The 25,858-nt window shown below is 57.1% G+C and carries 28 protein-coding genes and 1 tRNA gene; 9 read left to right on the top strand and 20 right to left on the bottom strand.

All coding sequences use genetic code 11. From position 1 onward, the window contains the following. The first annotated feature begins 13 nt into the window (after window positions 1-13). The 6 genes from tolB to AC07VG_RS08070 all read left to right on the top strand — a co-directional run bounded on the left by tolB (window position 14) and on the right by AC07VG_RS08070 (window position 4,282). Window positions 14-1,264, top strand: coding sequence for a Tol-Pal system beta propeller repeat protein TolB (tolB, locus tag AC07VG_RS08095; RefSeq protein WP_494999874.1), 1,251 nt, complete (start codon window positions 14-16; stop codon window positions 1,262-1,264). 53 nt (window positions 1,265-1,317) lie between these two features. Next, entirely contained in the window at window positions 1,318-1,815 is a 498-nt protein-coding gene (gene pal, locus AC07VG_RS08090; RefSeq protein WP_494999626.1) for a peptidoglycan-associated lipoprotein Pal, read from the top strand. Window positions 1,816-1,821: 6 nt separating this feature from the next. Further along, window positions 1,822-2,640 (top strand): tol-pal system protein YbgF, encoded by an 819-nt coding sequence (ybgF, locus tag AC07VG_RS08085; RefSeq protein ID WP_494999627.1) that lies wholly within the window; start codon window positions 1,822-1,824, stop codon window positions 2,638-2,640. A gap of 164 nt (window positions 2,641-2,804) precedes the next feature. Then, complete coding sequence (gene queE / locus AC07VG_RS08080; RefSeq protein ID WP_495020835.1) at window positions 2,805-3,452, top strand: 7-carboxy-7-deazaguanine synthase QueE; 648 nt, start codon at window positions 2,805-2,807, stop codon at window positions 3,450-3,452. A 1-nt stretch (window position 3,453) separates the two neighbouring features. Further along, window positions 3,454-4,143: a 7-cyano-7-deazaguanine synthase QueC gene (gene queC, locus AC07VG_RS08075; protein ID WP_494999629.1), complete on the top strand. Its 690-nt coding sequence runs from the start codon at window positions 3,454-3,456 to the stop codon at window positions 4,141-4,143. A gap of 63 nt (window positions 4,144-4,206) precedes the next feature. Next, window positions 4,207-4,282 (top strand) — tRNA-Lys (locus tag AC07VG_RS08070). A gap of 393 nt (window positions 4,283-4,675) precedes the next feature. On the opposite strand, the gene AC07VG_RS08065 is transcribed toward AC07VG_RS08070, so the two are convergent. Together AC07VG_RS08065 and mobH are read right to left on the bottom strand one after the other, a co-directional pair. Then, the gene (locus AC07VG_RS08065) at window positions 4,676-6,028 is read right to left on the bottom strand and encodes a site-specific integrase (protein WP_495020908.1); all 1,353 of its coding nucleotides are present in this window, start codon (window positions 6,026-6,028) and stop codon (window positions 4,676-4,678) included. Next, window positions 6,028-7,905 carry a MobH family relaxase gene (mobH, locus tag AC07VG_RS08060; protein WP_495020834.1) on the bottom strand — a complete coding sequence of 626 codons (1,878 nt, stop codon included), beginning with the start codon at window positions 7,903-7,905 and terminating at the stop codon, window positions 6,028-6,030. The genes AC07VG_RS08065 and mobH overlap by 1 nt, the downstream gene beginning before the upstream one ends. A 158-nt stretch (window positions 7,906-8,063) precedes the next feature. Between mobH and AC07VG_RS08055 the strand changes: the two genes are divergently transcribed. Beyond that, on the top strand, window positions 8,064-8,576 hold the full coding sequence (locus AC07VG_RS08055; RefSeq protein ID WP_495020833.1) for a hypothetical protein: 513 nt from the start codon (window positions 8,064-8,066) through the stop codon (window positions 8,574-8,576). Between the two features lie 176 nt (window positions 8,577-8,752). Here the strand turns inward: AC07VG_RS08055 and umuC are convergent, their stop codons facing one another. Next, a complete protein-coding gene (gene umuC, locus AC07VG_RS08050) occupies window positions 8,753-10,039 on the bottom strand; it encodes a translesion error-prone DNA polymerase V subunit UmuC (RefSeq protein WP_495020832.1) in 1,287 nt (428 codons plus the stop codon). Continuing rightward, window positions 10,029-10,457, bottom strand: coding sequence for a LexA family protein (locus tag AC07VG_RS08045; protein WP_495020831.1), 429 nt, complete (start codon window positions 10,455-10,457; stop codon window positions 10,029-10,031). Before AC07VG_RS08045 ends, umuC begins: the two co-directional genes overlap by 11 nt. A gap of 103 nt (window positions 10,458-10,560) precedes the next feature. Here AC07VG_RS08045 and AC07VG_RS08040 point away from each other — a divergent pair, with 103 nt between their 5' ends. Then, the gene (locus tag AC07VG_RS08040) at window positions 10,561-11,256 is read left to right on the top strand and encodes an SOS response-associated peptidase family protein (protein ID WP_495020907.1); all 696 of its coding nucleotides are present in this window, start codon (window positions 10,561-10,563) and stop codon (window positions 11,254-11,256) included. Window positions 11,257-11,452: 196 nt separating this feature from the next. Here AC07VG_RS08040 and AC07VG_RS08035 read toward each other — a convergent pair whose 3' ends face one another. Both AC07VG_RS08035 and AC07VG_RS08030 read right to left on the bottom strand, forming a co-directional pair. Next, window positions 11,453-11,809 (bottom strand): type II toxin-antitoxin system RelE/ParE family toxin, encoded by a 357-nt coding sequence (locus AC07VG_RS08035; protein WP_495020830.1) that lies wholly within the window; start codon window positions 11,807-11,809, stop codon window positions 11,453-11,455. A gap of 2 nt (window positions 11,810-11,811) precedes the next feature. Next, a complete protein-coding gene (locus AC07VG_RS08030; protein ID WP_495020829.1) occupies window positions 11,812-12,102 on the bottom strand; it encodes a type II toxin-antitoxin system ParD family antitoxin in 291 nt (96 codons plus the stop codon). 136 nt (window positions 12,103-12,238) lie between these two features. On the opposite strand from AC07VG_RS08030, the gene AC07VG_RS08025 reads away from it, so the two are divergent. Further along, window positions 12,239-12,586 carry a hypothetical protein gene (locus AC07VG_RS08025; protein ID WP_495020828.1) on the top strand — a complete coding sequence of 116 codons (348 nt, stop codon included), beginning with the start codon at window positions 12,239-12,241 and terminating at the stop codon, window positions 12,584-12,586. 32 nt (window positions 12,587-12,618) lie between these two features. Here AC07VG_RS08025 and AC07VG_RS08020 read toward each other — a convergent pair whose 3' ends face one another. The 14 genes from AC07VG_RS08020 to AC07VG_RS07955 form a co-directional block, all read right to left on the bottom strand. Beyond that, the gene (locus tag AC07VG_RS08020; protein WP_495020827.1) at window positions 12,619-14,136 is read right to left on the bottom strand and encodes a conjugal transfer protein TraG N-terminal domain-containing protein; all 1,518 of its coding nucleotides are present in this window, start codon (window positions 14,134-14,136) and stop codon (window positions 12,619-12,621) included. Beyond that, window positions 14,133-14,513, bottom strand: a complete 381-nt coding sequence (locus tag AC07VG_RS08015; protein ID WP_495020826.1) for a hypothetical protein — start codon at window positions 14,511-14,513, stop codon at window positions 14,133-14,135. Before AC07VG_RS08015 ends, AC07VG_RS08020 begins: the two co-directional genes overlap by 4 nt. Before the next feature lie 10 nt (window positions 14,514-14,523). Beyond that, window positions 14,524-15,885, bottom strand: a complete 1,362-nt coding sequence (locus AC07VG_RS08010; RefSeq protein WP_495020825.1) for an integrating conjugative element protein — start codon at window positions 15,883-15,885, stop codon at window positions 14,524-14,526. Between the two features lie 22 nt (window positions 15,886-15,907). After that, the gene (locus AC07VG_RS08005; protein WP_495020824.1) at window positions 15,908-16,813 is read right to left on the bottom strand and encodes a TIGR03756 family integrating conjugative element protein; all 906 of its coding nucleotides are present in this window, start codon (window positions 16,811-16,813) and stop codon (window positions 15,908-15,910) included. Window positions 16,814-16,839: 26 nt separating this feature from the next. Beyond that, the gene (locus AC07VG_RS08000; RefSeq protein ID WP_495020823.1) at window positions 16,840-17,271 is read right to left on the bottom strand and encodes a TIGR03757 family integrating conjugative element protein; all 432 of its coding nucleotides are present in this window, start codon (window positions 17,269-17,271) and stop codon (window positions 16,840-16,842) included. Window positions 17,272-17,490: 219 nt separating this feature from the next. Further along, window positions 17,491-17,811 carry a hypothetical protein gene (locus tag AC07VG_RS07995; protein ID WP_495020822.1) on the bottom strand — a complete coding sequence of 107 codons (321 nt, stop codon included), beginning with the start codon at window positions 17,809-17,811 and terminating at the stop codon, window positions 17,491-17,493. Between the two features lie 224 nt (window positions 17,812-18,035). Further along, window positions 18,036-18,728 (bottom strand): DsbA family protein, encoded by a 693-nt coding sequence (locus AC07VG_RS07990; RefSeq protein WP_495020821.1) that lies wholly within the window; start codon window positions 18,726-18,728, stop codon window positions 18,036-18,038. Then, window positions 18,725-19,018: a hypothetical protein gene (locus AC07VG_RS07985; RefSeq protein WP_495020820.1), complete on the bottom strand. Its 294-nt coding sequence runs from the start codon at window positions 19,016-19,018 to the stop codon at window positions 18,725-18,727. Before AC07VG_RS07985 ends, AC07VG_RS07990 begins: the two co-directional genes overlap by 4 nt. Beyond that, window positions 19,015-22,026, bottom strand: a complete 3,012-nt coding sequence (locus AC07VG_RS07980; protein WP_495020819.1) for a conjugative transfer ATPase — start codon at window positions 22,024-22,026, stop codon at window positions 19,015-19,017. Before AC07VG_RS07980 ends, AC07VG_RS07985 begins: the two co-directional genes overlap by 4 nt. After that, the gene (locus tag AC07VG_RS07975) at window positions 22,027-22,470 is read right to left on the bottom strand and encodes a TIGR03751 family conjugal transfer lipoprotein (RefSeq protein WP_495020818.1); all 444 of its coding nucleotides are present in this window, start codon (window positions 22,468-22,470) and stop codon (window positions 22,027-22,029) included. Further along, window positions 22,448-23,935, bottom strand: coding sequence for a TIGR03752 family integrating conjugative element protein (locus AC07VG_RS07970; RefSeq protein ID WP_495020817.1), 1,488 nt, complete (start codon window positions 23,933-23,935; stop codon window positions 22,448-22,450). The genes AC07VG_RS07975 and AC07VG_RS07970 overlap by 23 nt, the downstream gene beginning before the upstream one ends. Next, the gene (locus tag AC07VG_RS07965; RefSeq protein WP_495020906.1) at window positions 23,925-24,827 is read right to left on the bottom strand and encodes a TIGR03749 family integrating conjugative element protein; all 903 of its coding nucleotides are present in this window, start codon (window positions 24,825-24,827) and stop codon (window positions 23,925-23,927) included. Before AC07VG_RS07965 ends, AC07VG_RS07970 begins: the two co-directional genes overlap by 11 nt. Then, window positions 24,827-25,480: a PFL_4703 family integrating conjugative element protein gene (locus AC07VG_RS07960; protein WP_495020816.1), complete on the bottom strand. Its 654-nt coding sequence runs from the start codon at window positions 25,478-25,480 to the stop codon at window positions 24,827-24,829. Before AC07VG_RS07960 ends, AC07VG_RS07965 begins: the two co-directional genes overlap by 1 nt. Further along, the gene (locus AC07VG_RS07955; RefSeq protein WP_495020815.1) at window positions 25,477-25,857 is read right to left on the bottom strand and encodes a TIGR03750 family conjugal transfer protein; all 381 of its coding nucleotides are present in this window, start codon (window positions 25,855-25,857) and stop codon (window positions 25,477-25,479) included. Before AC07VG_RS07955 ends, AC07VG_RS07960 begins: the two co-directional genes overlap by 4 nt. Between the last annotated feature and the right edge of the window lies 1 nt (window position 25,858).

Here is a 25,858-nt window from a genome sequence, read left to right as displayed (position 1 = left end):
CTGCCTGGCAGGGATGGCGATGGCGGATGAAAAGAACATTCTGGTCACCAGTGGCAGCGATCGGGCCACGCCCATCGCGGTCGTTCCGTTCGGCTGGCAGGGCGGTAGCGTCCTGCCGGACGACATGGGCCAGATCATCGGCGACGACCTGCGTAACTCCGGTTACTACTCGCCGATTCCGAAACAGAACATGATCAGCCTGCCGACCCAGGCCAGCGAAGTCATCTACCGTGACTGGAAAGCCCTGGGCGCCCAGTACATCATGGTCGGTAGCATCGTTCCTTCGGGCGGTCGCCTGCAGGTGCAGTACGCGCTGTTCAACGTCTCCACCGAGCAGCAAGTGCTGACCGGCAGCGTCTCGGGCACGGTCGAGCAGTTGCGCGACATGTCGCACTACATTGCCGACCAGTCGTTTGAAAAACTCACCGGCATCAAGGGTGCGTTCTCCACGCGCATGCTCTATGTCACGGCTGAACGCTTCTCGGTGAACAATACCCGTTACACCCTGCAACGCTCGGACTATGACGGTGCCCGCGCGGTGACCCTGCTGCAGTCGCGCGAGCCGATCCTGTCGCCGCGTTTCGCCCCGGATGGCAAGCGTATCGCCTATGTGTCGTTCGAACAGAAGCGCCCACGCATCTTCGTCCAGCACATCGACACCGGTCGCCGTGAGCAGATCACCAACTTCGAAGGCCTCAACGGTGCGCCGGCCTGGTCGCCGGACGGTAACCGCCTGGCATTCGTGCTGTCCAAGGACGGCAATCCGGACATCTACGTGATGAACATGGCCACGCGCCAGATGAGTCGCGTCACCAGCGGCCCGGGCATCAACACCGAACCGTTCTGGGGCAAGGATGGCTCGACCATCTACTTCACCTCCGATCGCGGCGGCAAGCCACAGATCTACAAGACCAACGTCAATGGCGGCGGTGCGGAGCGAGTGACCTTCATCGGTAACTACAACGCCAACCCGAAACTGTCGGCGGATGAGAAGACTCTGGTGATGATTCACCGCCAGGATGGCTTCACCAATTTCCGTGTGGCCGCTCAGGATTTGCAGCGTGGGACAGTAAAAATACTGACAGACACCAACCTTGATGAGTCAGCCACTGTCGCACCCAACGGCACCATGGTAATCTACGCCACCGCCCAGCAGGGCCGGGGAGTCTTGATGCTCGTGTCCATCAATGGACGCGTAAGGCTCCCGCTTCCTACCGCTCAAGGCGAAGTCAGAGAACCTTCCTGGTCCCCTTACCTGAACTGACGCGGCGCTTTACGATTTTGCTTAACACACTGGGGTTCATTAGGAGTTTTACGATGGAAATGCTGAAGTTTGGTAAATTTGCTGCGCTGGCTCTGGCCATGGCTGTAGCTGTAGGTTGCTCGTCCAAAGGCGGCGACAATGCCGGTCAAGGCGCTGTAGACCCAAACGCTGGTTACGGCGCTAACACTGGCGCAGTTGACGGCTCCCTGAGCGAAGAAGCTGCTCTGCGCGCTATCACTACTTTCTACTTCGAATACGACAGTTCGGACCTGAAGCCAGAAGCCATGCGCTCCCTGGACGTTCATGCCAAGGACCTGAAAGCTAACGGCACTAAAGTCGTTCTGGAAGGTAACACCGACGAACGTGGTACTCGCGAGTACAACATGGCACTGGGCGAGCGTCGTGCGAAAGCCGTTCAACGCTACCTGGTACTGCAAGGTGTTGCCCCAGCTCAGCTGGAACTGGTTTCCTACGGTAAAGAGCGTCCAGTAGCTACTGGCCACGACGAGCAGTCCTGGGCTCAAAACCGTCGCGTCGAACTGCGTAAGTAATTCGTCATGCGAACGTGCCGTCGTGCTGTAACTGTTCTGGCTCTCAGCCTTATGCCGCTTGCGGCGTGGGCTGCGGTTCCTGTGGTCGATGACAACTCCGGCAATAACGGTGGGAGTTATCCGCCTGCGGGTTACGGTACGAACGGCGCCTATGCCGGGGGAGGGGTTTCGGCCCCTGTCTCGGCACAGGGCGAGCTGTTCAATCAATTGCAACGCATGCAGGAACAACTCGCGCAGCAACAAGGCGTGATCGAAGTTCTGCAAAATGATATTGCGCGCATGAAGCAGGAAAACCTGGAACGATACCAGGATCTTGATCGGCGTATAGGCAGTGGCGGCGCTCCGGCGGCTGCGGCTCCTGATAATTCTTCAGCCGGTGGCAATGTCAATGCCGCCGCCGGTGCTGCACCTGCTGCCCAGGCCCCCGCGGCCAGCAGCGAACCGGGTGATCCGGCCAAGGAAAAGCTCTACTACGATGCAGCCTTCGACCTGATCAAGGCCAAGGACTTCGACAAGGCCAGTCAGGCGTTTAGCGCTTTCCTGCGCAAGTACCCCAATAGCCAGTACGCCGGTAACGCACAGTACTGGTTGGGCGAAGTGAACCTGGCCAAAGGCGACCTGCAAGGTGCCGGTCAGGCGTTTGCCAAGGTCAGCCAGCTCTATCCCAAGCACGCCAAAGTGCCGGATTCGCTGTACAAGCTGGCGGATGTCGAGCGTCGCCTGGGTCATACCGACAAGGTCAAAGGCATTCTGCAGCAGGTGGTTTCCCAATATCCGGGGACTTCCGCCGCGCAGTTGGCACAGCGTGATCTGCAGCGCATGTGACGGCCGATGGCCTGCTTGAAGAAACCCGCGCTTGTCGCGGGTTTTTTCGTTAGAATTCATCCCCTTTTTTATGAAACACGCTGTTCTGGACTGTGCGATTGCAGGTTCATTGCAGTGCCTGACTGAGGCGGACGGCCTGTTTAGCTGTTACGCCCGTGGCGACTATGCAAGACACATTGAGAATCACCGAAGTTTTTTACTCGTTGCAGGGTGAAACGCGAACGGCTGGGCTGCCCACCGTTTTCGTACGCCTGACCGGCTGCCCGCTGCGCTGCCAGTACTGCGACAGTGCCTACGCCTTCAGCGGCGGCACCCTCATGACCCTGGACAGCCTGCTGAAGCAGGTCGCCGATTACCGTCCGCGTTATGTCTGCGTGACGGGCGGCGAACCGCTGGCCCAGCCCAATGCCATTCCCTTGCTCAAGCGGCTCTGTGATGCCGGTTACAGCGTATCCCTGGAAACCAGTGGGGCGTTGGATATCTCGGCAGTGGATACCCGGGTCAGCCGCGTGCTCGATTTGAAGACGCCGGGCTCCAAGGAATCGCACCGCAACCGCAACGAGAATATCGAGTTGCTGACCGCCAACGATCAGGTCAAGTTTGTGATCTGCTCGCGGGAGGACTATGACTGGGCGGTGTCCAAGCTGATTCAGTACGGTCTGGAAAAGCGCGCGGGTGAAGTGCTGTTCTCGCCGAGCCACCATGATCTGTCGGCTCGTGAGCTGGCCGACTGGATCGTCGCGGACAATCTGCCGGTGCGCCTGCAGCTGCAGTTGCACAAATATCTATGGAATGACGAGCCGGGGCGCTGATATGACCACCCAAGCAAGTACTGACAAGAAAGCGGTAATCCTTCTCTCCGGCGGCCTGGACTCGGCCACCGTAGTGGCCATGGCGCGTGCCGAGGGCTACAGCTGCTACACCATGAGCTTCGACTACGGCCAGCGGCACCGTGCCGAGTTGCAGGCGGCCGAGCGGGTGGCACGTGATCTCGGGGTGATCGAGCACAAGGTTATCGGCCTGAATCTCAACGGTATCGGTGGCTCGGCTTTGACCGACAGCAGCATCGATGTGCCCGAGGCGCCGAGCGAAGGCATTCCGGTGACCTATGTGCCGGCGCGCAACACGGTGTTCCTGTCGTTGGCCCTGGGCTGGGCCGAGGTGCTCGGCGCCCATGACATCTTTATCGGCGTTAACGCGGTGGACTATTCCGGTTATCCGGATTGCCGTCCCGAGTTTATCGAGGCTTTTGAAACCCTGGCTAACCTGGCGACCAAAGCCGGTGTCGAGGGCAATGGTTTCCGTATCCAGGCCCCGCTGCAGAACCTCAGCAAGGGCGATATCGTCCAGGCCGGGATCAAGCTGGGAGTCGACTATTCACTGACGGTATCCTGCTATCAAGCGGATGCTAACGGCTTTGCATGTGGGAAATGTGACAGCTGCCGGCTGCGTGCTGAAGGCTTCGCCGCGGCTGGAATCAGTGATCCGACACGTTATTTTTGATTTTTTTCATTTAAGGTGTTGAATTCCCGTTAGAAATCAGTATTATACGCGCCACCACACAGCGGGTCGTTAGCTCAGTTGGTAGAGCAGTTGGCTTTTAACCAATTGGTCGTAGGTTCGAATCCCACACGACCCACCATATTTGTTGTAGAAGAAAATCCGGAACGCCCACGAAAGTGAGGATTTCCGGATTTTTTTTGCCTACAAAATGGCACGTTGAGCGGTTCTGAAGTCGTAAAGGGCACAACACTTACTTGCTGACATGCAGCCGTCTGGCTCGAACATTAGTTTCGAGTTGACGTGATGTCAATATGGAATAGCCGACTTTCAGGAGCGAGGCTAGAGGGGTTTGTCAATCGGTTGCTTGTCTGCTCGATGACACCACCGCTTAGGTTGGGACGCTTCCTAAAGGCCTGAAGGCCCATTCTTAAGGCACATTTGCTTTCCTTGAGGCAGCAGCGCACGCCCGGACAGATGATGCCGGTTCTCTTTCACACAGTAGCTGTAACAGCTCTCTTGATGAAGAGCTGCTTCAGCCCCAGCTGTAGCTCTTGATACCCACTCTGCTGATCATCAGCGTGAACAACACGGAAGACTCATGCCCCTCATCCTGGGATGGGGGCTGAGGTATGCCGAGGTCCTCCCACCAGGTTCCTGGTCCATCCCATGTGAGCTCGTGGCTGAGTCCGGTACCTACCGGAAGGATTGCTTGTTCCAGTGAGTAACGCTCTGAGCGGATACTTTCGACATGAGTTAGTAGCTTCGATGCCGGCGGTGAGCCAGGGGGTAGTTGTGGGAGATTGGTACAGATCTCGACCGCTTCAACGTTCACCGGCGCCGGCGAGATCTCTGGAATGAGAGGGATCCGCGCGCACTCATCAGGAGCTGGCAAAGTGGCGACAGGGGCGGCGGGAATGTGTTCGTCGACACGCCTTTCGAACGCGATTGCTCCCTGAACCAGGCTGCGCTCATGTAGCACGGTGCGCATGTGATCGTAGTCGACCTCGATGTAGCTCAAGGTGGTCGCGATATTCGAATGGTTCAACAGGTTCTTGGTCAGGTGGATATTGCGCTCCGGCTGCCTCATCAGGTCCGTGGCCAGCGTATGTCTGAATCGATGAGGGGTCATGCGTACCCCAAGTGCACTGGTCAGCTTGCGATACATACCTTCCACCTGGTCGATGTTCATGACCTTGGAGCGGTAGTGCTTTGAAAATCGGTTTACGTTGAACAACTGATCGGTGGGGGCGAACCCGATTTCGTTCGCTGCATCCAGCAAACGTCGTAGATGAGGCTCCAGGCCCGACATTATCGGTATGGAAAATTCACGGTGGGTCTTCTCCGTGTCGGCCTGTACCCGAATCAACTTGTTGAGCCAGTCGATGTCCTGGTAGCGAAGCGTTAGTAGCGCATTGAGTCGAATGCCCGTGTAGTAGAACATCTCGAAGGCGGTGAGCCAGAACCATGCCGGCGTCACTTTGCTGCGTTTTTTTGAGCAGCGCTCTTCTGAAACCATTGCTCTGAGCCAGTCGCGTGCACTTTTAATCGCGTCACGCGCGATCGTCTTACTCGGTCGCTTTGGCGGGATCACTGTAGTCTTCTTGAACGGATTGGCTGTCGTGTGTGTCAGCGTTCCCTGTTCCAGTGCGTAACCCCATACGGTGCGCAGGTGGTTGGAGTAGGTGTTCCAGCTTTGCTTGGAGAGGCCGCTCTCCAATACCGCTCTTCTCCACCCCAGGATGCCACGGTGATCAATCGCGGTAGCTGAGATGTCCGTACCGAAGTGTCTGAGTAAAGCTCTGGTGGCCGCCAGATAGATCTTTCCACTCGATTTCCTGAGGTCGTGAGTGAAAATGTAGTCTTGTGCCAGTTCCATTGGCGCGATCATTCAACACCCTCCACTGATTCAGTGATCAGGCTCAGACTCGCGTTGTCGAATGGCACTTCGCTGAACACGGTCAGCGGGTCAATCAGCAGATACCCCTTCAGCTTTTTCGTGCTGCGCGGACCGATGACGTTGCAAGTCCAGATATTGAGGCTCTTCGCTGTTTTCCGATGAAGTTTCTGTTTTTCAAAGCTTCGCTGCACCAACTGCCAGGCTTCCACTTTCAGAGCCTTAGCCTGTGCTTCGACGGCAGGGAACTCCTGTACGAAACGTTTGAAAATTCCAGGTGTTACCAGCATTGCGGTTCCCGATACGGTATGCACCAGTGCCTTGGTGTCGTTGATGATGATTCGCCGGGAGACGAGGCCATTCCTAAGCCATTCAACAAATCCCTGACCCAGCTCGGTCTTATGGCTCGGCATCGGAGCCATATTTTCGGTGCTCGCTACAGGTTCACTTCCCGCTACTGAAGGCTCGATGGACTGGATTTCCTCCAATCTCGAAGGTGCGGTCTGCGCCGCTGAGGGTGGATCTTCTGGGTGGCCTTCTAGTGGCGTTGTGATATTACCCAGGAGAGCCATAAGCGCGTCAATTTCGGCAGGGTCGTTGGTGGGCTGTTCTGAAGGCTCTAGTACAGGGGCTGAAACGTTTGTAGCGTGGAGAGCTGGACCAATGCTGTTGCTTTTGGGCGGGCTCGGCTCAAAGGGTTGTTTGATCTCCTGTGGCTCTTCGGCGGGTGAGCCAGCATCGACTTCCAGGGTGCCCGAATAAACCGGAGGACGGTCGCTCGCATCATTCCAAATCAGTGCCGGCGAGAGCTTGAGTAAGGTGAATGTGTTGCGCCAGCCATTCCCGTTGTCGATTGTGGCCCTCCAGATCGCCTTGTCTTGGGCATTGGTCTGGATGACGCCCTGATCCTGGAGCATGTTGAAAAAAGGTGCATTCGAGGTAGGGACTCCATCGACACCCTGTGTCAGCAGATAGGCACGTAGCTGATCCGCGATCGGTTTGCTGACCAGCCACAAGGCATCCTGAGCCAGCCATCCATCTGAAGGTCCGTCAGGCTGGTTCAGCTTGAATTTGTCACGCACCAGATACCGCAGGCCATCTGCCAATTGCCGTTGCAGGGATTGCTTGGGGGCCGCGAGTGCTCGGGCAGGATTGCCACCGAGTTCCTGGGCGACCGACGCCTGGTCGGCCTGCACTACGATTTCACCCAGAATGCCGGCGTTCTCGTATTGACCGGCCAGGATGAAGATCAACTGCGACCACACTTCCGGGAAGTCACTGAGCCAGTCCAAGATGTCCGGTGTGAGCACCTGTGCATAGATCAGAGCGGCCGCTGCGCCGTGGAGCTGGTAATTGCGTCCCTTCACATAGCGGAATCGGTAGGGGCGGGTGATGGGACCATGCCACGGATGCCAGGTTTTACCTCCCTGCAGCTCGATGTGAACATCGACGGCGATTTTCCCCAGGTCGTGAATCAGTGCCCCATATGCCGCCGCCGCAGTCCAGGCTTCGGCTTGTGCCGATTGCGACTCAGGTGGTGCGCCGATCGGCAGTAGGTAGGTCTGTCGGATCTTCAGCGCATAGGCTACGATTTCCAGCCCGTGGTCAAGCATGCCACCAGGGTGTGCATGGTGGTGGTTCTCCGAGGCGGGGAGCTGCTGGACCAATTCTGCGTAGCGCTCAAGTGGACGACGGTAAAGCTCGACAAACTGCTGGCGGGATAACGATGCGCGCTGCCAGATGTTTTCCAGTAGTTTTTGACGACGCGGAGTCGCTAGTAGGTCCAGGCCTTGGGCGGGTTGTATGTAGCCGCTAGGGGAGGAGGCCGCGGTAGCTTGGGATTTGCCGCGCCGGAAGATTGAGAACATAGCCAACTCCACGAAAGAATCATGGAGCGGGCTTTTCCTCTATCTGGTGGGTGTTGCTCAATGAGAAAACATCATTAGCATCGAATAGTATTTTTGGTGGCTAAATGATATCGACAGGTATCACATCCAGGAAGCAGTTAAATAGAAAGGATATGTCCATGATCCCCGTTTACCGCGTTCCCAGAGATATTGCTCTGAAGCTTTTCCGAGAGGCAGGCCGCACCTGGAAAGCGACCGATCTCGAGTCCATGGCTGATCACCTGTTCAATTTCTGTGTCACCAATTCATCCTTGCGTGACTGGGTCATGAAGACCAAGCAGGTTCCGAAGGGGGACCATGCATTCAATTCTGCTTGGCGAGCCATGGCTGATGGCTTATTCGGGGATTGCGCCGATATCGCCAACGCGTCAAAGCACCTGCTGGTTATAGAGGCCCGTATTGATGCGGCGCAAGAGGTTGTGGTGGCCATAGGACTCGATGGTCAACCCATTGAGGGGTCGTTGGCGATGAAAGACGTCTACCAAATTCGCCGCCCAGGAGGTGATCTGGTTGATCTGACGACGTTCTTCTTCAAAACGTGCCAAGCATGGGAAGACTATTTTCATGGAAATGAGGATTTGGGGGGGGCACTTCCCCCCTACATTGAACAGCTCATTCAGTACCACCGATAGCCAGGATAAGTCTCAGCTCCACAACAACGGAAAAATGTGTTGGTTCTTGCTCAAGAACCACCTAACGTCAGCTACGTATTGACAGCTATGGCGCTCATGGACGATGAAAAGAGCAAGGTCACAAGGTTTTTCAACGAGTTACGGAGTTCAGGGCGTAGCCGCTCAGGCCCCCAAGTCTAATTGCAGTGAACTTGCCAAAGCTGATCCAGCCTTGTTGTATAGCTCTGGCTCATCATTTCTCGGCGCATCCCCCAGTCTGGATTTGCGGGAACTCCGGCAGTTCTTAGTGTCCCGCGTCCCCATCTGCCATTGATCTGATCCAGCACTGCCATCACTTTCGAGGCCTCTGCCGGTTGATAGGCCGCGAATAGATCATCGGTGTACTCGCCCCTCTGGCAGAGGTTCAACAGCATCACTTCGGCCTTGCTGTACTTGAAGCCAGGCCGAAAGAGTTGGTCTAGGGCATCAACCGCCATTTTCGTCAGCAGGCGTACGTCGTCCGTGGGGTAAGGCAGATCGATCACTACCCCATTGGCGTATTTAGCCTCTTCCGGGTTGAACATCCCCGTCCGAATGCTGACGCGGATCTTCTTACACATGGACTGTTGAGCCCTGAGCTTTTCCGAGGCCCTCATCATGTAGGTGGCCACGGCTTCCTTGATCGGCGGCAATGTCTTCAGCCGTTGACCGAACATCCGGCTGCAGCAGATCTCCTGCTTGGGTGCATCGGGCTCATCCAGTTCCAGGCACTGGGTCCCTGCCAGCTCACGGGCCGTCTTTTCGATCACCACACTGAAGTGCTTGCGCAGTACCCAGGGATCGGCCTGTGAGAGCTGCCAGGCTGTTCGGATGCCCATTCCTTCCAGGTGCGCCGTCATCTTGCGGCCAATGCCCCAGACATCCGAGACGTCGCAGGCCTTGAGCAACTTCTCCCGGCGGTTCGGTGCCCGGATATCCAGGACACCACCCAACTGCGCCTGCCACTTCTTCGCGCCGTGGTTGGCCAGCTTGCTGAGGGTCTTGGTACCGGCAATGCCCACCCCCACCGGAATGCCCGTGCTCCTGAGCACCTGGGCCCGTATACGGCGTCCCAGCAGCTCCAGGTCCTCGGTCATGCCGGTGAGCTCAGCAAACGCCTCATCGATGCTGTAGACCTCCACGGCCGGCACCATGGACTCGATCACGGTCATGACCCGCTGGCTCATGTCTCCGTACAGCGCATAGTTTGAGGAGAACGGCACTATGCCGTGCTGACGGAGCTTGTCCCGGATCTGGAAATACGGCTCGCCCATCTTGATGTGCGGCTTGGCATCCGCGGAGCGGGCAATCACACAGCCGTCGTTGTTGCTCAGCACCACGATGGGCGTATGCGCAAGGTCTGGTCGAAACACCCGCTCGCAACTGGCATAGAAGCTGTTGCAGTCGATCAGCGAAAAGACCGGTTCATGGGGGTTAATGGGCATGGTTGCGCACACTGAAGGTAATTACCCCCCAGATCGACAGCTCATCGCCTTCCATGACGTAACGGGCCGGGTACCGTGGGTTCTCCGACCTCAGGATCACCTCGGGTCCCTGTTTGCACAGCCGCTTGCAGACCGGGTCGTTGTTCAGCAGTGCAACGACGATATGCCCATGCAGCGGCTCCATAGACCGGTCCACGACGGCCAGGTCGCCGTCGAAAATCCCAGCGCCCTGCATGCTGTCCCCCTCAATCGACACCAGGTACACATGGGGTGCTCGTATGTTCAAAAGCTCGTCCAGTGAGATCTGTTGCTCGATATGGTCAGCCGCCGGCGACGGGAAACCCGCCGGCACCTTGAAGGAACACAGAGGCAGCGCGACACCGCCTTCTGCGAGAGGGCCTAGAATGGTAAAGCTCATGACGCACGACTTCCGATATAACTGTACGAATATACAGTTAACTTTGTAGGAGCCTTGCGGTCAATTCCATTGAGGGGGATTGCGACAAGCGGAGGTGCTCAGCATGTGCGGACGATTTGCGCAGTACCAGGGCATGGCGGATTACTTGCGCGAGCTTGAGGCCGAGCAGGACGTCATCGGCGGCTACGACAATGAACCGATCGCCCGCTACAACATTGCTCCCACCACTCGGGTGTTGATTCTGCACAGCGTTGAGGAAGGTCTGCGAATCGATCCCGTGCACTGGGGCTGGGCGCCCTTCTGGGCCAAGGGCAAACGACCTGATCCCATCAATGCCCGCGTCGAAACGGTCACCACCGGCAAGTTCTTCAAACAGCTCTGGCCAAACGGACGAGCACTGGTGGTGGCCGACGGTTGGTACGAGTGGGTGAAAGATCTCGATGACCCGAAGAAGAAACAGCCGTACTTCATTCGGTTGAAGAGCCAGGCACCGATGTTCTTCGCAGCCCTGGCCCAGGTTCACCCCGGGCTTGAACCCCACGAAGGCGACGGATTCGTGATTATCACCGCCGCCAGTGACCAGGGCATGCTCGACATCCACGACCGGCGCCCCTTGGTGCTGGCGCCAGAACACGCCAGGGAGTGGATCAACCCCGAACTCGCACCAGCGCGAGCAGAGGAGATAGCCAAGGACTTGTGCCTGCCGACGACCGACTTTGAATGGTTTCCGGTTGGAAAGGCTGTTGGCAATGCCAGAAATCAGGGAGCTGAGCTGATTTTACCAGTTTCTGTTTCGTAGTCTGTGCGTGTGTTGCTATTCGGCTCACGGAATGCGAAGTGACTGAGCCACATGCACGAGCGGAGTACGGACATTTCATTTCCGTTCATGAGAGTGCATACCCTTTGCTCCAAGCCCTTTCAGGTAGGGCTTTTACCCTTCTGGACCATTCCATTCGCTTTTCAAGAACCCTTTCCCTTTTGGACCATTTGCCCCATCAATCCTCGGGAAGATGCAGCCTGGCCTCCATTGCGTCATGTAGCAGCCGAACAACCTCAATGACCTGGTCGTCGGCCAGTCGGTAGAACATGACGTGCCGAGGTTTCTGGACCATGCCATTGGATGTAGCTGCGCGCTTGCGGGAGTAGTACAGGTGAAAACTCCTCAGGCCGGGAGTGATCTCATCTCTCAGACTGCTACCGATCCTATTCGGCGCGGTAGCAAGGTCCACTATCGCTGTGCGGATGAGCTCCTGGTACCTGAGCCGAGCTGTTGTGCCGAACTGCACCTGTGAGTGCTTTAGGATATCGGCTATGTCCGCTAAAGCGGTGTCCGTAATTCGATACTGCATCATGCTCAGTGTTTCTCGGCGACGGAGAGAGCGGCGGTTTCACCGATGTCCGCCAGCAGCTTGCCCAGCTCCTCGCCATCAACTTCCACAAATCGACCTTGTTCCAGATCCATCAGTCCGATCGAGGTGGCATGTCTCAGGGCTTCCACTTTGGCGGCTTCTTCCGCTTCGCGCTGCTCCAGAAGACGGAGGCCCTCGCGCAGTACCTCACTGGCGTTCTGGTAACGGCCAGAGAGCACCAGGTTGTTGACGACCTGTTCCAGGTGGTCGGTTAGGACGACATTTCGAGTGGCCATGGTGTGCTCCAGTGGAGGGAGGAAGAGATGTTTTTCGATGTTGGCATATTATGCCAGTAGGCTTGCAAGTTCACCAAATCTGGCGTATATCTGATGTCAAGACGCCTCTATGAGAAAGGGCAAAGGAGACACCACCATGACTGCACATACCTCTCAGGGACTTGCAAACCGCTTGGGCTACGGCCTCGGTCGGGGTGTGCGTTTTTTCCTGCAGGATGAAAACGTGGTTCTGCGGTGGACAAAGAGGCTGGTGCTTTTTGCAGCCATTCTGTTTGTTTCGACATTCACTTTTCACTGGCTTGCCGGCGCGGTCATGACGATCGTGAGCTTTGGACTTATTCTGTTCGCGGCAGTGAAAGGCGATACCTCTGTTCTGCGCGGCATATCCAATTCCGAAGCAATCAAAGCTCCCCATGGCCGCGATGTTTTCGGTCGGGAGCTTGATTGCTGGGGGAACGTTGAGGGTGAATGGCCTGATCAGTAATTTAGAGCCTCTATCCAGAGGCTCATCAAGTTCTACTTCTTGACCGCCCCTTCTATCATTTCTCCACCTTTCCCTCCTGCGCTACGTACTCCAGCGCTTCCTTTCTCCAGACCACCCAGATAGCTGCCAACGTTCAATCCAGTCCATCCAAGCGCAGTAACCCAGAAAACGGGAAGGATGATGAACATTGCCCCCATGACGAAATTGAGAATCGCGTCCTGCGTTGCGGTGTTCAATCCCATAACAGGGTCGAAACTAAGGTGTGGTGAGCCTGAGCCGTAAAGTGCGTCCAGGATCGTGCTGTCGACCCATCGAGCCAGTTGGAACCAAAAGTCGACGAATATGAGTGAGAAGAAGACCACGCTCATCGTCATGGCTATCTTCAATTGATACGCACCGATAATTAGGACTATCGGAATGCAAATCACCATTGCCATTTTCAAGAAGGCCATGATCATTGGTAGCGCTTGTCGAACCATATCCATGGCCGGAAAGTAACCGAGTGAACCCAGCGCAACGCCAAACGTTCCACCTGCACGAGCAGCACCGTTCCATACTGTCCCTCCGATCTGTCCACCATAGTCGGTATACACGTCGCCTTGGACCTGGCTGGTGGGGGACACCAGTTGCCGAATGACAGCCTCGTTGACTTGATCGGACGACATCCACTTCGCCCAGCCGAGTAGTTTTGTCATTAGGTCTGGATCTACCTGGGCCTGCAGCCGATCTTTCAAACCAATGCTGCCATCCGACCACCACTGTTTACATGTCGGATAACCGCCACCACCAGTGACCTCAGGAAGCCCAGCATCACGTGTCGCGTTGTAGGGCCATGAGGTTCTTGGCGTCTTGGAATAATCGGTGTCGTAGTAACCGGCTGTGTTCAGGAAGAAGTGCGAGCCGATCCAACTAAGATCCTTGAGCGTGTCGGAGTTGCTCGCTGCCGAACCTAAGTCTGGCTGTCGCATAAACAGGCGTGCACGAGAAGGGCCGTAGCAGTCGTGAGTGAAGTCCGCGACCTCCTGGGCGAGCAGCGGGTTATTGATCCGGGTGCTGTCGACCTCCATACGCATCTGCCTGAGGTCGGTACCGCACGGAATCGCTGCTACGGCCCCGTTGGTGAACGCCTTGGACAGCGCATGCATAAAAGCCCACCAGACTGGCATCTGGGCACTCTTGCCGGCCAGAGAGCTGAATGACGTGTTCCATCCCGTGTCCGCCGGCGCCGGCAGGTTGTACTGACATTGCTGTGCCCGGGTCTGGTCAAACTGCAGCGTATCGAAGCTCACGTTCACAGCAGGAACCCCGCACAAGGCAACGACCACGTATCCGACATAGATACTTGTCTCGATCCTTGCCAGAGAGAGCACGCCCTTGTTGCCTTCGTCTGCCCCTTCGCCACGGACCTTGAGCCATTCTCGTATCACGATGATGGCGAAGGGCAGGGCGAACAGTCCCGTGTCCTGGATCATGTCCCAGATGCCGTTGTTGATGATCCAGCCGACCAGGGTCAGGTAATACTCCAGATAGTCGTTTGTATAGAGGGTCACAGCAGACCTCCGGGATGAAGCAGCACTTTGCTCACCTCGATCAGCAGTACCAGCAGAACCACCATGATCTCGACCTTCAACAGGCGCTTGTGGCTCTGTTGCAGCTCAGACTCGGACAAACGGGACTTCAACTTGAACCAGGTCACTGCCAGTACGGTGTAAAGCGTCAGCCGCCATGCCAGAAGGTGCCAGTAGTGATCCGCACGCCACTCCTGCCATTGCTGAATATTGTCGAAGAAGCGTAGAAAGACAGCGTTCAGCAGGAGCGCCATCGCAGTGAGGAAGACCAGAACGGCCACGCAGATCAGCATGCCCAGGCCAATCCTACGGGTGAGGGAGCGGCTCGAAGTTTCTGAAGACGCCTGAATATCGGTCATGACCGGATCCTCATTGCTTGCTCTTCGCAGGTGCCTGCAGCTGAATCAGCCGACCCGTCTCCGGATCTCCCTGGAATACCCCACGCGAGTTTTCAGCCCGCGCGTTGCCACGCTCGATGATTGTCATTGGGGAGTTCTTCGCGAGCTGCTGACGCATGTCCAGCTCGATCTTCAGGTTGCCGATCTCCTGTTGCAGCGATGAACTCTGCTGATTGACTGCCTGAACGGCAAGGTCATTGGCTGCGACATTGGGCTCTTTGCTACCGGCCGACAGTGTGCGTTGTAGAACCAGGGCCTTCTCCAGGACGTCGGAGAGCGCGACCTCCGAGGCCAGCCGGCGGGCCAGGACGTCCTGATCACGTTCATCCTTTAACGCGGCAACGACGCCGCGAGTGATCGGTAGCGAGTTGCTGCTCGCAGCGTCAAGATTCTCCGCGGATGGGCTCTTGTTGCCGGTCAGCAGATCCTGCAGCGCCTGCAGCTTGGTGTCGTAGGTTTCCTGGATCAGTGGGGTGAGACCTACGCCGGCGGCGGTGACGGTTTTAGGGCAACTGTCACAGGTCTGTTGTTGCTGCTCGCCCAGGACACGGTTGGCGAAAGTACTGGCCTCCTGGGGGGAGGACCAGACATTACACACCAGGCCGTTGTTGCAGGTGTCCTTACTGATTGAGGAGGTGTCGGTCGCTGCACGTTTGTTCAGCAGGTTGTAACCCGCCTTGGTGACGTCCCCAACAATGCGGATCGGTTGCTGGCCAGAGCCGCCAGCTCGGTCACCGCCGACCCAGGTGACACCATCGTTACCACTTTTCTGCTCAACCTGCTCGACGGCGGATACCGCATCGGTATTCGATGTCAGCGTCTGGCTCATTGCCTGACCTTCGGCGATTTTGCCCCAGCCCATTTGACCTCCAGCGATGTCTGCCATCTTTTCGCCGATTGCTCGGCAAGTGCCTTTCGACCGATCGAAATCCAGCCTGGCCTGCAAGATTCCGTTGGTGATCAGGTTGTAGAGCGCCGGGTTCGCCCGTTGGAGAATCAGCGCCGGCAGGGAGCCAACTGCACCAGTGGCGTTCTGTACCACCGAGGTCATGATGTTCTGGAATCCGGAGGTGGCTCCGTTCAATTGGTTTTCCAGCGTGTTGCTCAGGTTCATGTTTCCGCAGATCAGGTTGTTGTTCCAACCGCCGCCGACGGAAATGCTGTCCATATTGCCGGCGCTGCCCATTGTCACGGCATTACCGCCACCGATGCTGTACAGCACGTTGTCACCAATGACGCTACCTGAGGACGTAGCGTTGATGGGCCCAGCAGCAAAAGCTGCTGCACTGGCGAGACTGCAGACGAGTCCGATCGCCCAAGATGTGGATTTCATGTCGTGCTCCGATCGCTAGAGTTCATAGGAAGTCCGTGCTGCCGAGAAAGTCCTGCCCGCGCCGTTCGCAGCAGGAGTACGGGCGCCAGAGTGCCCAGGCGTATCCACCATCCTGTGCATCGATGTTGGGGCCAAAACTGGGAAAGGTTGCGCAGGTGGGGTTGAGGATCGGGGTCAGCTCCTGCCACTTTCCGGTGGAAGCATCGCCTTCTCGCAGTTCGCCTGCCGGCCAGTAACCGGGCTGGGGGAGGGCGAGCATGGGTAGGTAGACGTGAACCTGACCAAGGCGGGTGGTGACGTCGCCGGCGCGTTGCGCGATGACGGCACCAGTCTTGTAGTCGTCCACTTGATGGAGAAAGCCACTACGCGGGTAGACACTTCCCCAGGTACTTGCGGTGAACAGGCTGCCGACTTCACGCATCCCCGGAATGAGTGCTTCGGGGTATACGGCCTCGGGTACACCATATCGCCAGGCAATGGGGTCGAGGGTACTGAGGAAGTAGGGGACAAGCGGCAAGGTCGCTCCCTTGCAGACATAGCCCGAGGCGCTGGCGAACTGGCTGAATGTGGCACCACCTGGGTGGCCGATGACATCGGCCTCTTTAAACTTCGTGATGTTGTTTTCAGCAACGTGGTTCGTGGTGCCGTCGTTGCCGGCCTGGGCCATCGGGTTCGGCGAGCCAAGAGGGGACATCTCTATCCAGGGGTTCATTCCTGTGTTCGAGTAGGCGGACACCACGGCGTCAGGAACGTAGTGGCGGACTTTCGTCGAGGTTTTGACCGTGCATCCAAAAGGGGTGCAGAGCAACCAGTAACAGATGCCAACTACCTGGTACTCAAGACAGGTGGGGGAGAGTGTCGAGGCGACGATAGAGGCTGTGTTGATCGCGGCTGATGCGGTGAACGACAGGCTCAAGGTGATGGCCATCGATAGGGGCCGGAGCAGGTGGCGTCTCATCGTTGTATGCTCCGTGCTCGATCAATCAGCCCCACCGCTTTTGCCACATCGGGCTCGCCATATACGACGTAGCTGCGATCGACAACAACTGCTGGGATTTTCTTGATTCCCAGGCTCCAGGCGTCCGTAACGCCTTGCTGGGCACTGGCGAGATCTTTCTGGAGTTGCTTCCCGGCCGGGGTGGCCAGATAGCGTTGAATGGATGTCGCAGCTTGGCGCGGATCTGCGGGGAGCTCGTGCGAGAGTTGTTCCTCGATGCGTCGCTGCTCATCCACGAGGATAATGCGGGTTCCCGCAGGAGCCGTGACCGGATGTCCCCGGTCGGTGATTACCCAGGTCTCAGCTTGTGCAAGAGCTGATATGAGCATCAGGGCGAGAGGCAGAAGCCTGCGCCTTGAGTTGCGTTGTAGAGATGGATGCCGGGTCATGACGCCGTACCTGAAATGGGTTCAGGTGCAGGAAACCGGATGGGGGCATCGGACGCAGCAAAAAATAGGATTTCGGTCGGTGTTGTATTTTGCCTCTTCCTGCAGGTGGGGTAGCGATTTTTCCGTGGTCAGTTGATTTCGTTGTAGGCTTCCGCGCCTACTAAATCAACTTACGGCTGCTATCAGCCGGACTTCAGAACACCATTCGACACCTCATTGTCAGATATCAATCTGATCCAAAAATTCCCTTTCTGCAGCGTTTGGTAATTTGTACCGATAAATCACATCAGTAACCTTCTTGATGTCCGAAATATTTTGCTCGGTGCTGATGGAAGTCTCGACCAACTGCTCAAGTTGAGTAATGGTCAACTCAAACCGCTCCTTGCATTGGTTAGCATTGGTGTCGTGGAGATCACCGATGATCCGAATAAGTGAGGAGATACCGATCTTGGCTTGGGAAACATTGAAGAGTATTCCAAAACCAAGGATGCATATAACCCCCAAGAGAATGGTTATAATCACGAGCAAAATGTCAGTCATGTTTTTTTCCTCTGGGGCGGATTTTTTCACTGTGAGTAAGCTTTTGGCCAACTCGCGGCTCGCTAGCAACCATAACATTCTTGAGGTTTTAAACAATCCCCAAAACTTAAGCCTCGGTCAGCCAGCAAGCGGTGCGTGAGAGCTTTACCGGGCAGGTTGGGGACGCCGCGGCATTCTATCTATCCGTCCCGTGCGCGTACTTGGGCTAGCACACTTGTGGACCTTCAGCGCTGAGTTGTAACGCTATTACTATTGCTGGCTAGCCAATCAATAGCGGACAGCAGTGTAACCCCATCAGCCGGCCCTTCAAGCTTCACTGACTTGCCGGTTGTGTTGTCCCTGATGACCAGGCTTGGGGTCGCCTCTACACCGAGTGAGGTTGCTTCTTGGGCTTGCTGGCCAACGTGTGACGCGACCTGCATGTCGTTCACTGTGCAGGACTCCAGTTCGCTGCTATCGATACCGGCGACGTCAAGATGGCCGGTGAATCCCAGGCCATTGCTACGTGTCCGTTCGAAGGTCTGATCCACGGCCTGCCAGAATGCACCTGATCCACCCAACTTGCCGGCGCATTCGGCACGTCGTGCCTCGTGTACGGCAGCAGAACCGTGAACCCCCAGCGGCAGGTGGTGCCACTGGAGGTTCACGTCCTTCTGCTGCTGCACCCATGATTTCAGCGCCGGGGTGTAGGTCTTGCAGAAGGGACATTCCAGATCCGCGAATTCGGTGATCGTCCACCGCGCATTAGGCGGGCCGAGTACCCATGGTCCGATATGGTTTCGGGGTAGACTCTGATCTTGGATATGAGAAAGAAAGTTCATGGTCGCAATGACAAAGCCTGAACAGGCCAAGGTCGCAATGACAAGGCTGGTAAGAAGTGCTCCCAAGATCACCCAACGTTTGTTAGGACGCGTCATGCCGGAGCCCTGGCGCATTTCGCTGGCAGCAGCGAGTGTTTGCGCAAAGCTTCTATCAGCGAGGTTTCTGCCTCGGGTTGGGGATGTAGTCTAAACCATTCGTCCAGGACGGTACGCAGTTGTGCTTCGATATCACGCCGGTCCACGGCCCTCACCAATACCTGTTCCAGTTGCTCAATCAGCACAGGGGCACACACCTTCAGGGACTGCAGAGCGTCCTCCCCGGGTGTTTTAAGTAACTGGGTCAGGCTTTCAATCAAGTTCTGAGTCAGGGTATTCAGTGTTCTCATACCAGGCGCTCCAAGGCCGTCGTTGCCGTCGTTTGTTTAGGGAAGGTGATGATGTGGGGCTCGATACCGCGAAGCCGATCTAGATCGGCTGCGATCTTGATGGCGGCGCCCAGCTCGTCGACGCCCAGCTCCAGCATTACGTCATATCGTTGTTTTTTCTCTTCGGGTTCGGTCATTGCCAGAGCGAGGTAAAGGCTCGGAGGAACCGCTCGGAATAGCACTTCCATCGACTTGGACAGGATCACGCCTTCGGTGTATTTGCCGCTCTCCTTGCGGGCCGACAACATCAGGGCCTTCTGAGAGGGGGTCAGTTCGCGGAACTTGGCGATCTTCTCCACCTCATCCGGAGGCATGTTCAAGCAGATCCACCATTCGATCATGTTCAGCATCGGCGCCGCTGCTGGAGGAAGGTCGTCGACGTTCTGTGTAGCGAGCCAGAACCAGGCACCGAGCTTTCGCCACATCTTAGTGATCTTAACGGCGTAGGGTGATAGCAGTGGGTTCTTGGTGATGATGTGTCCTTCATCAGTGAGTTTGACGATCGGACGCCCCTTGTACTGATCACGTTCGGCGATGTTATTCACTGTATTCAGTAGTGAGATGTAGGCGATCGACAACTGCGCGTTGTAGCCCTCTCGGGCGTAGGTGGCCAGGTCGACAATGGTGATATCTGCCTCGGGCCAAGGTGTGCCCTCTCGGTTGAAAATTTCACCGTCGGCACCCATACAGAACATGTCCATGGCCTCGGCCATTTCCAACATGCGGTTCCGGCGCGCTTCAGGCATCCCCTCTGCCATACCCGCCGCCTGCAGCGCATCGCGAATATCTTGCGTTAAAACCGTACGCTCAGCTTCCACACAAGTTTTCGCAGCCGCGAGGATACAGTGGCGGATAGCGCTTCGATCCGCTCGGGTGAGGCGTGCCTCTTCCTTTTCTTCCCCGCCGGTAATCATCAGCCGCGCTGCAATCTCCAGTTCACCCAAGATGTCGCGTTGATCATCCTCCTGGCTTCCGTCTTGGTCGATGGTGTGTGCGTCTGAGGAGTCCACATCATCCGCGTCGAGGACTTTGACCTGATCCGGTGCTTGAACCAGGCGCGCTGCATCCGCAAAAGGAGCCAGACTGACGCCAGAGCCAGGCGATAGCTTGATGCGATTGACGGTCAGGCCCAGGCGCTGTGCGAACTCACCGGTCAATCCGAAGCTGTTGCCGGCTTCAACGATGAAAAGACGCGGTCGGTAAATAGCGATCAACTGGTTGATCAAATTATTCAAACTGGCGGACTTGCCAGAGCCGGTCGGGCCGAACACGAATAGGTGCGCGTTCATCTGCCGATCGAGCTTGTTCAGCGGATCGAAAGTCAGTGGGGCTCCGCCGCGGTTGAAAAATGTTTGCCCAGGATGCCCTGTACCTGTCGATCTCCCCCACACTGGCGCCAGGTTGGCGATGTGTTGGGCAAACATCAGTTGGGCATACCACTGGAGGGCTCGGCGTTCATTCGGGTCAAAATTTCCTGGAAGCCACCGCAGATAGGAGTTCAGGGGGGCGACTTCATTGCTCGGGTCCACCGGCTCCATGCCTGCACCCAGTAGTGCGTTGCTGAGCTGCAGGCTCCGCTCTTGCAGTTGAGCGTGATCCTGCCCCCGCAGATAGAAGGCTACGCTGCCACGGTACAGCTTGTGCTTTCGCCCAAGGAACTCTCGAGCGGTTCTCACGTCATCGCGGGTCAGGCTCGATGCTTGAGTATCACCGACGGCCTTGCGCGCCAAATTTTCCAGATGGCTCTCCAATGTGTCCTGAGGGGTGATGACCAGAGTGATGCAGAGGATTGTGTCTTCCGGCATCTTGTCGAACAGCGCATTGAGTGCGTCGCCACCCTTACGGGTTTCGCCGGTGATGTGGCCGGTCTTGGGGGGCTCTCTCAATCGATCAAGCATGACTACCCGGTGTGGGAGACCGTCGAAGTACCAGAGCCCCGTGTCTGTGTCCGAGAGTGGTTCTCGGTAGCACAGGTTTTGCGAGAAGTCTGTGCCGCTGGCCAGCGGCAGTTCGTCTTCCTCTGTCGCCGGGGCCTCTTTGCATACTGTCTCGTAGAACCGACGAATGTCTGCGTCTGAGGGGCCAAGATGGTCCGGATGGGGGTTGAACCAGTGGATAAGCCAATGGCGGATGGCATGACCATCCATGCGTTTGGTCCTGATGCCGGCGTTCGCCAGACCGCCCACCAGACGATCGCAAATCACCTTCAGGTAAGGACCAGGAGCCTGGCCACGAACGTCCGCGTTGTTACCCTTGGTGCGTCGATAGACGACGAGCCGCACGCGGCGCTGCTGGCCTCTCCAGGGCAGTTGGCTGACCTTTGTGTCCTCGAAAAGACCACCAGGCTTGGAAATGGCCTCCAGGTGCTGCTTCATCAGCTTCAAGTAGAGTTCAGTAAATGCGCTGCCCTTGGCCCGTGGATGAATGTAGTCGTGTAATTGCTGCAGGTAATCGTCCCAAGTGGTCTCGTCCTGGGCGTAGAGCTGCACGACCCACGGTGAGGTCTCCAGCTCATCGAATGAGTCCTGCAGGGCGTTCTCCAGCGCATCACGGGCCTTGCGTAACCATGCGGGATCTCGTCCTTCGGTTCCGATGGGCGTCAGCTCGAAGAACGCGGCACGGGAAACACCGTCCTCGAGGAGCATGGCTTTTTCCTCAGGCAGGTAGTCGACCCAGGGCAGCAGGTCCACGAACGAGGGATTGACCTCATACATGCGAGCCACATCTGAGGTTGTCGCCGGCTTTTTTTTCGGATTCCGCCAGTCATCTGGAGATGGGATGCCAAGAGCGGAGAGACGATCAAAGTAGCGCTCGGTGGCGGCTTCGAACGACTCCTTCGAAGGTGTCTCGCGAACGGCCTCTTTATTGACGTCGAATGGGATCTCACGGTTGTTTGTGTCACTCGATTGAAGGCCAGGCTCTACTCGGTCGTGGCCCTGGCGTGCTTTGAAGCGTTCAAACAGCCCCATTCAGTATTCCTCCGTCCGTTCGCCTGGCATGGCGTACTGCACGCGCTGGTAAAGTGGAAACACAGTGGTGTAACCCGGCACTGGGGCCGGGTCTGAACCGGCGAGATGGGGGAATACATACATCACCAGGTCGGGATTCGGCAGGCGCTTGAACTGGCTGTAGATCTCGTTCTGCGCTGTGCGGGTGAACGTGGCGTTGTCTTCCTGCGGGTGCGCCTGGTTGATGTCCAACGGTCTGCGCAGGGACTGACGTGCATCGAGCAACTGACGATTCCCGGCACTGCCTCCTGACCCGTTACTGCCCTGGTTCCAAACATCAAGCATGTTGTTGTCTCCGTGAGGGAGCAGTTCTTCCTTGCTGGTGGAGCACCCTGAAGCGGCCAAGACAAAGACCAGGCAGGCGCAAACCCTCAGACAGCACTCAGTCGAGATTTTCAGAGACATGGCTGGCTCCAGTGTTGTAATTGACCTTGCGGCCCTTGAGTTCGTAGTCGATAGCCAACTGCTGATCCAGGTGCACCGCGACCTTGGCCCCGGGCTGGACGTACACGGCGGCGAAGGCCTGGCCGTAGAGCTTGTTCACCCAACTGGATACGTCGTTGACGCCCTGGCCGATGATCTTGCCCATGGCCTCGCTGCCGGACAGTCCAACGGTCCCTACTGTCCCGGTTTGGGTGTTGGTGAATGTGCTGCCACTAGGGTCCGACTTGATCAGAGACGCGGCACCGGCGCCGGCGGCGGTGATCAGTACTTGAGATCCGATGTACTGGGTGGCGTTGCTTTTACGTTCACCGCTGATGCAGGGAATACCATACGCATCGCTGATCCAGCCCAGACCGCCCTGGATTGATTGCTGATTGCCGTTGTTCTGGTTGCCGTTCTGGTTGCTATTGGTCTCTTCGGGCGGCGCCGGCAACGTGCGAACGGTGCCATCGTTGAAAACGAAGGTCAGGCTCCGGATCTGCCCGCGCACGCAAGAGAGTGTCCAGTCGCCGGATGCAGTACCGCTGGCCACGGCACCGGCAACATCGGGTAGGTCGATTCCGTTAGCTGTCAGGTTGTCCGGGCCGATCAGCACTTTGAATGGATAGGGATCGTTGACGGTGCCGTCAATCGGTACCCGGCCGATCAAGGCGGACATGGCCACCGAACCCATTAGGGTTGAGTTTTGGGGCAGGGTATAGACCTTGCGGACCTGCTTGCGGGCATCCTGTGGCGAGATCTCGTTCGCCACGTTCTGTGCTCCGGTGCTCAGGGCATTCTGACCTCGGTCGAGGGTTGGGCCGAATGATGTGGGGAAGTTGAATCCATTGGCTGCCTGATTCGAGCCCTTTGGAATCGGTTTGCCGTTGACGTCGACCGGACTGGCGTCCTGAGGATCGATCCAGACGATGTCGAGACCGGGTGCCCCTTGGAAGCCTTGGCCATCACCAGGTTGTACCCCGAAACCGATGGGCAGGTCTGACCCAGAGGAGGCCCCGATGTTTTGCTTGTTACTCAGTGTGTTGTATTGCTTTTGCAACGTATCCAGGATGGTCTGGTTTTGTTGCTGAGACTCCTGCTTCAGCGAGTCCTGAGCGATCCGCAGCTTGGTGTCCATATTCTTGTCGATGCCCTGCAGGCGTTTTTGAAGGTCCTCGTTCTGTTGCTTCAAATCGTCATTGTTCTTGAGGGCTTTGGTGACCTGGTCTTTGAGCTGCCGGCTCTCGGCGACAATTGTCCGCAGCGTGTCAGTTGGGGTATCGCCGTCGACGCCCAGTGTCTTGGCTTGGCCTGAGGTCAACTTCGGATTGCTTTGGTCTTGTCCTTCCGCCTTGGGGCTTCCGCCGCTGAACATCTTGATCACGATGACGATGGCCAAGATTGCGAACGGAATGACCAGAAATTTGATGAGCGGATTATTCTTCACGGCGGCCTCCTTTCGGGTCGATTTGCCCGATAGCCGATGGCAACAAAGACTCCGCTAACCCATGCCCACGGGTGACCAGATAAGCCGTCGTCGTATCGCTGGCGTCACCCTTTGCGCCCAGATAGGGATGTTGGAAGGTGGCTGTCACGAAGTTTCCCATGAAATCCCGGGGATCCAACGTCAGGTGCTGGGCGCTGGTGTTGCGCAGCTTCACGGCTGTCACCCAGTAACCGTCCAACCGCCATGCGCCCAAGGCTGTCGCTTCGACGGGCAGCGTGGGTAGCAGGGTGACGAGATCCAGGCGTCGATTAATGTTGACCTGGGATATGCCTTCCACGGCTTCTACCGTGCGCAGCGGGGCGTACAGCATCTGGGCGGCGTATCGAGTGATCACCACGGGTATTGGTGTCTCGCGGCGGACGGGTGGAGGATCCTCGCTCGTATCCTGCTCGCTGGCAGCAGGAGGTGGGGCGGTGCGATTGCCCGCAGGCTTGGCCGGGGCGCTGCCTTGTCCATAGCGGATGGCTGGACTCTCGCCGGCGATGATTTTGGCCGGCTCCAGAGCCGGTTGATTTGCGCGTCCCGTGGTCGCGGCGATATCGACCAGCATGATCTCTCCCGAGGCCATGTTCTGCAGTTGCAGACGGGTGGGCTCGATCGGCTCCTTGGCAAGTAAATACAGGGCTCCCCCGGTACTTTGCACCCGCAGTTTGTCGACCAGGTTGCGTGGGAGCCCGACGCGGACATTCTGATCGACGAAGATGATCCGTTCTTGGCCGACTATCAGTGGCACGGCCAGTGGGATACGCTCCCAGCGCAGAATTTCCACTGCCTGTGCATATCCCGCCAGGCTGGCAATCAGGACTCCGGCGATCAGTAAGGGTCGCATAATCATTTGCGTCCCCCTGTGGCTGATTCGACGGAGGCTTCGATGCGTTGTGGGTTGCTGCTGTAGCAGTCCCAGGAAAGGCCAAAGGGGTTTTTCTCGGGATCGACGTCCGACCGGATGATATGCAGGGGGTAACGTGCAAAGGCCCGCTTCACGCGTTCTCCGCCATAATGCTCATCGGCGGTGATATCCAGGTTTATCGTCCAATCGTTGATGCTGTGTTGCTCAATATGTTGCTCCTGCTGATCGTCGATTCCACGCCCTGGAATCTCGAAAACACCGCGCTCGCGTTTGCGCAACTCACCACTGTTGCGGCGCAACTCGAAGTCTTTCTGTAGATAGGCCTTGCAAGTGGGCGTCAGATAACCGGTCAGACGAACGATGTTGTCCTCGTAGTCCGTTTCACCGTCAGTTGGCCAGCGGTTCATCTGCTGAAAAATGTACAGAGCGAACGAGTAAACCGACTCCGGTGGGATATCCCACCATTTCCTGGTGCTGCCCGATCGGAGATCCGGTGGGACGTGGATGGTCAGGTCGCGCGGTGCGGTTTGCCATCCATACGCCATATAGATGCACAGCAGCACCAGCATCCCAATGATCAGGCGCAAGCTGTAGATATGAGCCTGCTGCGAATCCACTTTCTTGCGATAGCTCATGCACCCTCCGTGCGATGGCAGGTCCACGCACCTGTGCGTGTGATGAGGCGGGCGGCGTTCCAGGTCGGGAAGTGTCGGGCGATGTTCAATTGGAGCTGGCGATATACCCACGTCTCTGGTCGACCGCGCTTAATGCGGCGCAAGATGCGACTGGCGACGGTCAGGCCGAGCACTCCTCCGACGAGAGCCCCGGCGATGATGAGTGCCCAAACATGGGTCAGGATCGCCATGGGAATGCCAAGGACTAATCCGGCGATACCACTGAACAAAATGGTTGCCCACATTTCGTCGGCTGTGAGTCCACCCATCACCACCGGCTGGTTGTTCAGCCGGACTGGCAGGAAACTCAAGGTCCCGTCATCAAGTACGTCTGCCATA

Source organism: Pseudomonas sp. GW821-FHT03C07 (assembly GCF_059420925.1).
The sequence above is the reverse complement of the archived record's forward strand: the minus strand, read 5'-3'. Positions and strand labels throughout refer to the sequence as shown.

Coding starts and splice junctions, on each gene's coding strand:
- tolB (WP_494999874.1), top strand. CDS start 14: ATGGCGATGGCGGATGAAAAGAACATTCTGGTCACCAGTGGCAGCGAT.
- pal (WP_494999626.1), top strand. CDS start 1,318: ATGGAAATGCTGAAGTTTGGTAAATTTGCTGCGCTGGCTCTGGCCATG.
- ybgF (WP_494999627.1), top strand. CDS start 1,822: ATGCGAACGTGCCGTCGTGCTGTAACTGTTCTGGCTCTCAGCCTTATG.
- queE (WP_495020835.1), top strand. CDS start 2,805: ATGCAAGACACATTGAGAATCACCGAAGTTTTTTACTCGTTGCAGGGT.
- queC (WP_494999629.1), top strand. CDS start 3,454: ATGACCACCCAAGCAAGTACTGACAAGAAAGCGGTAATCCTTCTCTCC.
- mobH (WP_495020834.1), bottom strand. CDS start 7,905: ATGTTCTCAATCTTCCGGCGCGGCAAATCCCAAGCTACCGCGGCCTCC.
- AC07VG_RS08055 (WP_495020833.1), top strand. CDS start 8,064: ATGATCCCCGTTTACCGCGTTCCCAGAGATATTGCTCTGAAGCTTTTC.
- umuC (WP_495020832.1), bottom strand. CDS start 10,039: ATGCCCATTAACCCCCATGAACCGGTCTTTTCGCTGATCGACTGCAAC.
- AC07VG_RS08045 (WP_495020831.1), bottom strand. CDS start 10,457: ATGAGCTTTACCATTCTAGGCCCTCTCGCAGAAGGCGGTGTCGCGCTG.
- AC07VG_RS08040 (WP_495020907.1), top strand. CDS start 10,561: ATGTGCGGACGATTTGCGCAGTACCAGGGCATGGCGGATTACTTGCGC.
- AC07VG_RS08035 (WP_495020830.1), bottom strand. CDS start 11,809: ATGATGCAGTATCGAATTACGGACACCGCTTTAGCGGACATAGCCGAT.
- AC07VG_RS08030 (WP_495020829.1), bottom strand. CDS start 12,102: ATGGCCACTCGAAATGTCGTCCTAACCGACCACCTGGAACAGGTCGTC.
- AC07VG_RS08025 (WP_495020828.1), top strand. CDS start 12,239: ATGACTGCACATACCTCTCAGGGACTTGCAAACCGCTTGGGCTACGGC.
- AC07VG_RS08015 (WP_495020826.1), bottom strand. CDS start 14,513: ATGACCGATATTCAGGCGTCTTCAGAAACTTCGAGCCGCTCCCTCACC.
- AC07VG_RS08010 (WP_495020825.1), bottom strand. CDS start 15,885: ATGAAATCCACATCTTGGGCGATCGGACTCGTCTGCAGTCTCGCCAGT.
- AC07VG_RS08005 (WP_495020824.1), bottom strand. CDS start 16,813: ATGGCCATCACCTTGAGCCTGTCGTTCACCGCATCAGCCGCGATCAAC.
- AC07VG_RS08000 (WP_495020823.1), bottom strand. CDS start 17,271: ATGACCCGGCATCCATCTCTACAACGCAACTCAAGGCGCAGGCTTCTG.
- AC07VG_RS07995 (WP_495020822.1), bottom strand. CDS start 17,811: ATGACTGACATTTTGCTCGTGATTATAACCATTCTCTTGGGGGTTATA.
- AC07VG_RS07990 (WP_495020821.1), bottom strand. CDS start 18,728: ATGACGCGTCCTAACAAACGTTGGGTGATCTTGGGAGCACTTCTTACC.
- AC07VG_RS07985 (WP_495020820.1), bottom strand. CDS start 19,018: ATGAGAACACTGAATACCCTGACTCAGAACTTGATTGAAAGCCTGACC.
- AC07VG_RS07980 (WP_495020819.1), bottom strand. CDS start 22,026: ATGGGGCTGTTTGAACGCTTCAAAGCACGCCAGGGCCACGACCGAGTA.
- AC07VG_RS07975 (WP_495020818.1), bottom strand. CDS start 22,470: ATGTCTCTGAAAATCTCGACTGAGTGCTGTCTGAGGGTTTGCGCCTGC.
- AC07VG_RS07960 (WP_495020816.1), bottom strand. CDS start 25,480: ATGAGCTATCGCAAGAAAGTGGATTCGCAGCAGGCTCATATCTACAGC.
- AC07VG_RS07955 (WP_495020815.1), bottom strand. CDS start 25,857: ATGGCAGACGTACTTGATGACGGGACCTTGAGTTTCCTGCCAGTCCGG.